The 7,465-nt window shown below is 68.3% G+C and carries 7 protein-coding genes and 1 tRNA gene; 2 read left to right on the plus strand and 6 right to left on the minus strand.

The window, feature by feature from the left end; genetic code table 11:
• Nucleotides 1-293: 293 nt before the first annotated feature.
• From BLT59_RS28735 to aroQ, 4 genes are all read right to left on the minus strand, one after another.
• The gene (locus BLT59_RS28735) at nt 294-1,739 is read right to left on the minus strand and encodes an amidase (protein ID WP_091789200.1); all 1,446 of its coding nucleotides are present in this window, start codon (nt 1,737-1,739) and stop codon (nt 294-296) included.
• 205 nt (nt 1,740-1,944) lie between these two features.
• Nucleotides 1,945-3,024, minus strand: coding sequence for a dihydroorotase (pyrC, locus tag BLT59_RS28740; protein WP_091789202.1), 1,080 nt, complete (start codon nt 3,022-3,024; stop codon nt 1,945-1,947).
• A gap of 11 nt (nt 3,025-3,035) precedes the next feature.
• Entirely contained in the window at nt 3,036-3,737 is a 702-nt protein-coding gene (locus tag BLT59_RS28745; protein ID WP_091789205.1) for an orotate phosphoribosyltransferase, read from the minus strand.
• A 143-nt stretch (nt 3,738-3,880) separates the two neighbouring features.
• On the minus strand, nt 3,881-4,366 hold the full coding sequence (gene aroQ / locus BLT59_RS28750; protein WP_091789208.1) for a type II 3-dehydroquinate dehydratase: 486 nt from the start codon (nt 4,364-4,366) through the stop codon (nt 3,881-3,883).
• 207 nt (nt 4,367-4,573) lie between these two features.
• On the opposite strand from aroQ, the gene BLT59_RS28755 reads away from it, so the two are divergent.
• Nucleotides 4,574-5,416 carry a 3-oxoadipate:acetyl-CoA acetyltransferase gene (locus BLT59_RS28755; RefSeq protein ID WP_091789211.1) on the plus strand — a complete coding sequence of 281 codons (843 nt, stop codon included), beginning with the start codon at nt 4,574-4,576 and terminating at the stop codon, nt 5,414-5,416.
• Nucleotides 5,417-5,461: 45 nt separating this feature from the next.
• Nucleotides 5,462-5,535 (plus strand) — tRNA-Gly (locus tag BLT59_RS28760).
• A gap of 411 nt (nt 5,536-5,946) precedes the next feature.
• On the opposite strand, the gene BLT59_RS30945 is transcribed toward BLT59_RS28760, so the two are convergent.
• Both BLT59_RS30945 and BLT59_RS28765 read right to left on the minus strand, forming a co-directional pair.
• Nucleotides 5,947-6,228 carry a hypothetical protein gene (locus BLT59_RS30945; RefSeq protein ID WP_139174147.1) on the minus strand — a complete coding sequence of 94 codons (282 nt, stop codon included), beginning with the start codon at nt 6,226-6,228 and terminating at the stop codon, nt 5,947-5,949.
• Nucleotides 6,229-6,276: 48 nt separating this feature from the next.
• Nucleotides 6,277-7,465, minus strand: a 1,189-nt coding sequence (locus tag BLT59_RS28765; protein ID WP_091789214.1) for an acyl-CoA carboxylase subunit beta, incomplete at its 5' end; no start/stop codon positions are given.

The raw sequence follows: 7,465 nt of genomic DNA on the forward strand, positions 1-7,465 counted from the left end.
CTCGCCTCGCGGCGTCCGCATGATTCGGAACTGGATCATGGTCGGCACGCGAAGTGTCGGGCCTCTTAGCGGAGAGCGCGGGGCCGGTCAACGCATCCGTGCATTCGGGCCGGTTCGGTCATTGCGCCGCTATGCGGCGCTCGCGGCGCTGTGTCCCGGATGACGGTCCGCTGGCGCTCCACCTGTCCGGGCGAGGGTGGCGCTTGAGCATGAAACGCGACACCCGTTCCCGGGCGCATGCAGCGGAAGCGGATCGCGTCCCAGCACAAGCACAATCCGCGACGCGGCACCGCTCAGTTCAGCGACGGCGGATAGCGACGGACCCAGTTGCTGGCCGCGTCGTAGGCGGCGCCGAGCTGCAGGCAGGCGAGTTCGCCGTGGTTCGGTCCGACGATCTGAATGCCGGTCGGCAACCCGGCCGCCCCGAACCCGGCCGGCACGGCAAGGGCGGGCAGGCCGGACATCGTCGCCGGGATCGTGACCTGCATCCAGCGGTGATAGGTGTCCATCGCGTGGCCGCCCACCGTCTCGGGCCAGCGCAGGGTCTTGTCGAACGGGAAGACCTGGGCGCTCGGCATGACGACGTAGTCGTAGGCCTCCATGAAGCGGCGCAGGGTCTCGTACCAGCGGGTGCGCCCCTCCAGGGCCGCGATGATCTGGTCGGCGCCGAGCGCCAACCCACGCTCCACCTCCCAGGCGGCCTCCGGCTTCAGCAGCGCCCGGTGGCGGGGCTCATCGTAGAACGGGCGGAGATTCGCCGCGACCGTGAAGGCCCGCAGCACCAGCCAATCCTGCCACAGCTGCTCCATGTCGTAGCGCGGCATCGCCTCCTCGACGGTGCAGCCGATCTCCGCGAATGTCGCCAGGGCCGAGCGTCCGAGTTCGAGCACGCCGGGATCGAACGGGATCTGGCCGCCGCAATCGCCGAGCCACGCGATCCGCGTCCCGCGGAAGTCGCGGGCGAGCGGGCTCGCGAAGGCCAGGGGATCCTGCCGGATGGCGTTCGGGCAGCGCGGGTCGTAGCCCGCCTGGACGGAGAGCATCAGGCCGATATCGGCGGGCGTACGGCCGATGGCGCCGAGCACGCCGAGGCCGGGGCTGAACACGTCCTTGGCCTCCGCGGGGATCCGGCCCCAGCTCGGGCGCAGGCCGTAGCAGTTGTTGAAGGCCGGCGGATTGCGCAGCGACCCGGCATGGTCGCTGCCATCGGCGACCGGCTGCATCCGCAGGGCCACCGCCACTGCGGCCCCGCCGCTCGACCCGCCCCCGGTTCTGTCCGGAACGTAGGCGTTGCCGGTGGCGCCATAGACCGGGTTGAAGCTGTGCGAGCCGAGGCCGAACTCAGGCACGTTGGTCTTGCCGATGAAGATCGCCCCGGCGGCGCGCAGGCGAGCCACCATGATCGAGTCGGTGTCGGCGATCCGGTCGGCGAAGATCGGCGAGCCTTGCGTGAAGCGCAGGCCGCGGACCGGGTCGAGATCCTTCACAGCCAGCGGGAAACCGTGCAGCGGGCCGACGGCCTCTCCCCGCGCCAGCGCGGCGTCGGCGGCCTCTGCCTCCCGCAGGAGCGCGGCGTCGTCGGCGAGGCCCACGAGGGCGTTCACCTGCGGGTTGATCCGGTGGATCCGCTCCAGATAGGCGCGCATCACCTCGACGCAGGAGATCACCCGGCCGTGGATGGCGGCGGCGAGGTCCACCGCGCCGAGCGCGGTGATGCCGTCCTGTCGCGCGTCCTGCATCTTACCCTCCTCCGGATCGACGGACGATCGGTACCCGGAGGTTGGATCCAGGCAAAGATGGCTTTCGCTCGAAGGATGGATTGCCGATGTCGGTCTTTGTGAGCGCGGCGAAGCAATCCGGTGTCGCGCGACGATCACCGATGTCGCGCTGCCCTGGGTCGCTTCGCTGCGCTCGCGGTGACGGCTGGCGGCCTTGCTGAAGCGGTCACGCCACCGACCAGGGCAGCGTCTCCTCACCGCGGAACACCACCACCGCGGTGTCGTCGACCGCGACGGCCTCGGCGATGCGGCTCTCCCGGCGCTCCAGGGTGACGGTCCCGGCATTCGGCTCCAGCCCGTGGAAGCGGGCGCCGTTGAGCGACGCGAAGGCCTCGAACTTGTCGAGCGCCCCCTCCTCGTCGAAGACCTGCACGTAGGTCTGGAGCGCGGAAGGCCCGCAGAACACGCCGGCGCAGCCGCAGGACGCCTCCTTGGCGCCGCGGACATGCGGGGCGGTGTCGGTGCCGAGATAGAAGCAGGCCTCGCCCGAGGTCGCGGCCGCGCGCAATGCCAGCCGGTGCCGCTCGCGCTTGGCCACCGGCAGGCAGTACAGGTGCGGGCGCAAGCCCCCCTGGAAGATGTGCGTCCGGTTGATCACGAGGTGGTGCGGCGTGATCGTGGCCGCGCACCGGCTCCGGTGCTCCCGGACCACGTCGAGGATCTCGGCCGTGGTGGCATGCTCCACGGTGACCTTCAGCCCCTGATGGCGGCCGAGCAGCGGGATCAGGCTGCCCTCCATGAAGGCGGCCTCGCGGTCGAAGATGTCGATCTCCGGATCGGTCGCCTCGCCGTGGATCAGGAGCGGCATTCCGATCCGCTCCATGCGCTCCAGCACGGGCGCGATCCCGAGGATGTCGGTGACGCCCGCATGCGAGTTCGTGGTCGCGCCCGCCGGGTACAGCTTGGCGGCGACCCAGACCTTGTCCTTGAAGCCGCGCTCGATCTCGTCGGGGTCGGTGTCGTCCCGCAGATAGCAGGTCATCAGCGGCGTGAAGTCCAGGCCGGCGGGCAGCGCGGCGAGGATCCGCTCGCGATAGGCCTGCGCGGCCGCGACCGTCGTCACCGGCGGCACGAGGTTCGGCATGATGATGCCCCGGGCGAATTGCGCCGCCGTGTAGGGCAGCACCGCCTTCAGCATCGCGCCGTCGCGCAGGTGGATGTGCCAGTCGTCCGGTCGGCGGATCGTGATCCGATCCACCGGCTTCGCCTCCTGGCGCTCGGCGGGAAACAGCTCGGCGACGCCCATCGCGATCCCCCTCAGGCCTGACCGAAGGCGGAGATGCCGCCATGGGCGGCCGACCACTCCGCCGGGGCGTTGAGGAAGCTCTCGACCTCGGCAAGCGTCTTCGGGTCGAAGGTACCCATCTCCTTGGCCACCGCCAGCACGTCCCACCACGTGGTGAGGTAGTGAAGCTTGATGCCGATCTCCTGCATCAGGGCGGCGCTGTCGGGGAAGATGTCGTAATAGAACAGCACGAAGCAGTGATCGACCTGGGCGCCGGACTCGCGCAGGGCGTTGCAGAAATTGACCTTGCTGCGCCCATCCGTGGCGAGGTCCTCGACCAGCAGCGTCCGGGCGCCCTCGACGATCTCGCCCTCGATCTGGGCATTGCGGCCGAAGCCCTTGGGTTTCTTGCGGATGTACTGCATCGGCAGCATCATCCGGTCGGCGATCCAGGCCGCGAAGGGGATGCCGGCGGTCTCGCCGCCGGCGATGTGGGTCAGCTTCTCGTAGCCGATCTCGCGCACGATCGTGGCGGTGGCGAAATCCATCAGCGTCGAGCGCAGGCGAGGGAACGAGATGATCTTCCGGCTGTCGGTGTAGACCGGGCTCGCCCAGCCGGAGGTGAACTTGAACGGCTCGTCCTTGTAGAAGAGCACCGCGCCGATCTCGAGGAACATCTTGGCCGCCTCGCGGGCGATCACTGTCCGGTCGAGGGGCAGGAAGGGACTGGTCATGCGGCGTGCGCGCTCCGCTCGAAGCGCTCTCCGGGGACCTCAGGACCGGTCCGGTCGGGACGAGCGCGTGGGAATTGGGCCTGACCGCCCTCCTCCGCCCTGTCTCTGCCAGCGTCAACCCTGATCGCGGCGCTATCCGCGCCTCAAGCGGTCTTGTCGGCCTGCAGGGGCTTGCCGGCCTGCAGGGGCTTGCCGGCCCGCAGATGCGCGAGATGGCGGATGGCAAGCGCGTAGCCGTGCGTCCCGAACCCGGCCAGCACGGCCGTCGCGGCGAGCGAGATGTAGGAATGGTGGCGGAAGGCCTCGCGCCGGTGGACGTTCGAGATGTGGCACTCGATCACCGGCACCTCGCAGGTGTTCAGCGCGTCGAGGAGCGCCACCGAGGTGTGGGTGTAGGCACCCGCATTGATGACGATGCCGGCCGAGCCGACGCGGAACGCATGGATCGCGTCGATCAGCACGTGCTCGGCGTTGCTCTGCCGGAAATCGACTGCGAGGCCGAAGCCCGCGGCGGTCTCGCGGCACAGGGCCTCGACGTCGGCCAGGGTCTCGTGGCCGTAGATCTCCGGCTGGCGCTTGCCGAGCAGGTTCAGGTTCGGCCCGTTCAGGACCAGGACGGTGTCGTTCATCGTGTGCCTCGCGGGCCGAGAGGTGCGGCAAGCGCCGGCAAGACACAAGTCCGGCACGACAGAAGTCCGGCACGACGGAAGTCCGGGCTGTCATCCGGCCGGGGATGTCGCGCACACGGGCCTGCCGCCCGCGCCGGGCGGTTCAGATCCGGGTTCCGCGGCGCTATCGCAGTTGAGGAAGCCGGATGAGGCAGGGAGGACAGGCGAATGGCAGGATCCCGGAGCGAGGCGCCCGTGGTCATCGCGGTGGCGATCACCGGCTCGGTGCCGCGCAAGACCGACAACCCGGCCGTTCCGGTCACCGTGCCCGAGCAGATCGAGTCGACGCATCGGGCCTTCGAGGCGGGTGCCACCCTCTGCCACATCCACGTGCGCAACGACGACGAGTCGCCCTCCTCCGACCCCGACAAGTTCGCCGCCGTGCAGGAGGGGCTGCGCCGGCACTGCCCGGGGATGATCGTGCAGTTCTCGACGGGCGGGCGCGGGCGCGACCCGGCCGCCCGCGGCCTCTCGCTCAAGCACCGGCCCGACATGGCTTCCCTGTCCACCGGCTCGGTGAACTTCCCCACCATCGTCTACGAGAATCCCGCGAGCCTCGTGAGCGATCTCGCGAGCCAGATGAAGCAGTATGGCGTCCGGCCCGAGATCGAGATCTTCGACCTCTCGCACCTGCACGGCGCCAAGCGCCTCGTGGAGGCGGGCCTGATCGACGCCCGCCCGCATGTGCAATTCGTGATGGGCGTCCAGAATGCGATGCCGGCCGAGGAGCACCTCCTCGACATCCTGCTCGCCGAGACGCGGCGGATCCTGCCGCAGGCGACCTGGACCGCGGCCGGAATCGGCCGCAATCAAGCGATCGTGATGGACTGGGCGCTCGCCCGCGGTGCCGACGCAGTGCGCACCGGCCTGGAAGACAACATCCGGGTGACGAAGGACCGACTGGCCGCCAGCAACGCCGAGCTGGTCGGGCTCGCCGCCGAGGCCGTGGCCCGGCATGGCCGCCGCGTCGCCACGCCCGCGGAGGCCCGCGCTGCGCTCGGGCTCGCCTGAGCCCACCTTCTCATGAGCCCGGCGGCATGCTAACGGTCCGCCCGCGCGGGTGTAGCTCAATGGTAGAGCAGCAGCCTTCCAAGCTGAATACGAGGGTTCGATTCCCTTCACCCGCTCCAGCCCAATTCCGCGAGCCCTGATCGCTATTTAAGACAGCTCTGACTTGGCTGTTTTGCCGGCGGCGATGCGGCCTCATACAACACGCGTACAGCTTTCCCGAGGCTGCCAGGCCGCTGCTCTAGGCCGAATCACGAGTCCGTGATCGGTGCTCGCGGGCGCCGCCGCCGTTCCTTCACGGGAGCCGGGACACCCCGCCGAATGTCCAGGCCATCACAGCCCGCAAAGCAGAGTGGGACCCAGTTGGCAGATACCATCAGGGCCAGCGGTCAACATGAACGACCGCATCGACAGGCCGGACACAAGACTGGCAGGTCACGGGCACCAATCACGGCCGGCCTCCAAGACCAGTTGCCGCTCCATATAAAGAAGGCGTCATTTATCAGAAACCCGCGCTTTCGAAGCTAATCCAACTAAGTAATTCGAGCGCGATAAATATTTGTGGGATCGGAGTCGTAGGCGGCACTGAGGTCAACTGGGCCGAATTCAGGATAGGTCAACGCAAACAGGTACCAGATCGGTGCAGGCTCCCCAGCATAAGAGCGCTCGACCGCATCAACGCCGGTCCATAGACGGCAGAGGCTGGTGGCAGTGAGCGTGCAGGCTGAATAGCGGCTAGCTGGTTCGCGCGCGTAGAAAGCCGAACGATCCTGCCAGATGCGCCAGCCACGGTATTCCTGCTGCCATTGGCTCACGGTTCCGAGCTCCGCTTCCCAGTTTGGCCATTCGACGACGATGCTGCTTCAGAGCGGGATGTTGTCGTGCTTCTTCCAGGGCTGCTCCATCTTCTTGGTGCGCAGCATGCCCAGCGCGCGGGCGATCCGGCGCCGGGTCGAGTGCGGCATGATCACCTCGTCGATATAGCCCCGCTCTGCCGCCACGAACGGCGACAGGAACCGGTCCTCGTACTCGCCCGTGCGCACCGCGATCTTCTCCGGATCGCCGAGCTCGCTCCGGAAGATGATCTCCACCGCACCCTTGGCGCCCATCACGGCGATCTGCGCCGTCGGCCACGCGTAGTTCACGTCGGCGCCGACATGCTTCGACGCCATGACGGTGTAGGCACCGCCGAAGGCCTTGCGGGTGATGATCGTCACCAGCGGCACGGTCGCCTGCGAGTAGGCGAACAGCAGCTTGGCGCCGTGCTTGATCAGGCCGCCATATTCCTGCGCCGTGCCCGGCAGGAAGCCCGGAACGTCCACGAAGGTGACGATCGGGATGCCGAAGGCGTCGCAGTAGCGCACGAAGCGGGCGGCCTTGCGCGAGGCATCCGAATCGAGCACGCCCGCCAGCACGAGCGGCTGGTTGGCCACGAAGCCGACCGTGCGGCCCTCGATCCGGCCGAAGCCGGTGATGATGTTGCGCGCGTAGGCCGCCTGGATCTCGAAGAAGTCGCCCTCGTCGATAACCCGGCGGATCAACTCGCCCATGTCGTAGGGCTTGTTCGGATTGTCCGGGATCAGCGTGTCGAGGGAGGCATCGAGCCGGTTCACGTCGTCGAAGCTCTCGAGCTCCGGCACGCCGTCGCTGTTGTTGGCCGGGAGGAAGTCGAGCAGGCGACGGATCTGCAGGATCGCCTCGACGTCGTTCTCGAAGGAGCCGTCGGCGATCGACGACTTTGTCGTGTGGACCTTGGCGCCGCCGAGTTCCTCGGCGGTCACGACCTCGTTGGTGACCGTCTTCACCACGTCGGGGCCGGTCACGAACATGTAGCTCGTGTCGCGGACCATGAAGATGAAGTCGGTCATGGCCGGCGAGTAGACGTCGCCGCCCGCGCACGGTCCCATGATCACCGAGATCTGCGGGATGACGCCGGAGGCCATGACGTTGCGGCGGAAGACCTCGCCGTAGCCGCCGAGCGCGGCGACGCCCTCCTGGATGCGGGCGCCGCCGGCATCGAAGATGCCGATGATCGGGGCGCGCATCTTGAGC

The sequence above is a fragment of the Methylobacterium sp. UNC378MF genome (genome assembly GCF_900103195.1).
GTDB lineage: Bacteria > Pseudomonadota > Alphaproteobacteria > Rhizobiales > Beijerinckiaceae > Methylobacterium.

Excerpts from the sequence above, each read along its gene's own strand:
- BLT59_RS28735 (WP_091789200.1), bottom strand. The coding sequence starts at position 1,739 with ATGCAGGACGCGCGACAGGACGGCATCACCGCGCTCGGCGCGGTGGAC.
- pyrC (WP_091789202.1), bottom strand. The coding sequence starts at position 3,024 with ATGGGCGTCGCCGAGCTGTTTCCCGCCGAGCGCCAGGAGGCGAAGCCG.
- BLT59_RS28745 (WP_091789205.1), bottom strand. The coding sequence starts at position 3,737 with ATGACCAGTCCCTTCCTGCCCCTCGACCGGACAGTGATCGCCCGCGAG.
- aroQ (WP_091789208.1), bottom strand. The coding sequence starts at position 4,366 with ATGAACGACACCGTCCTGGTCCTGAACGGGCCGAACCTGAACCTGCTC.
- BLT59_RS28755 (WP_091789211.1), top strand. The coding sequence starts at position 4,574 with ATGGCAGGATCCCGGAGCGAGGCGCCCGTGGTCATCGCGGTGGCGATC.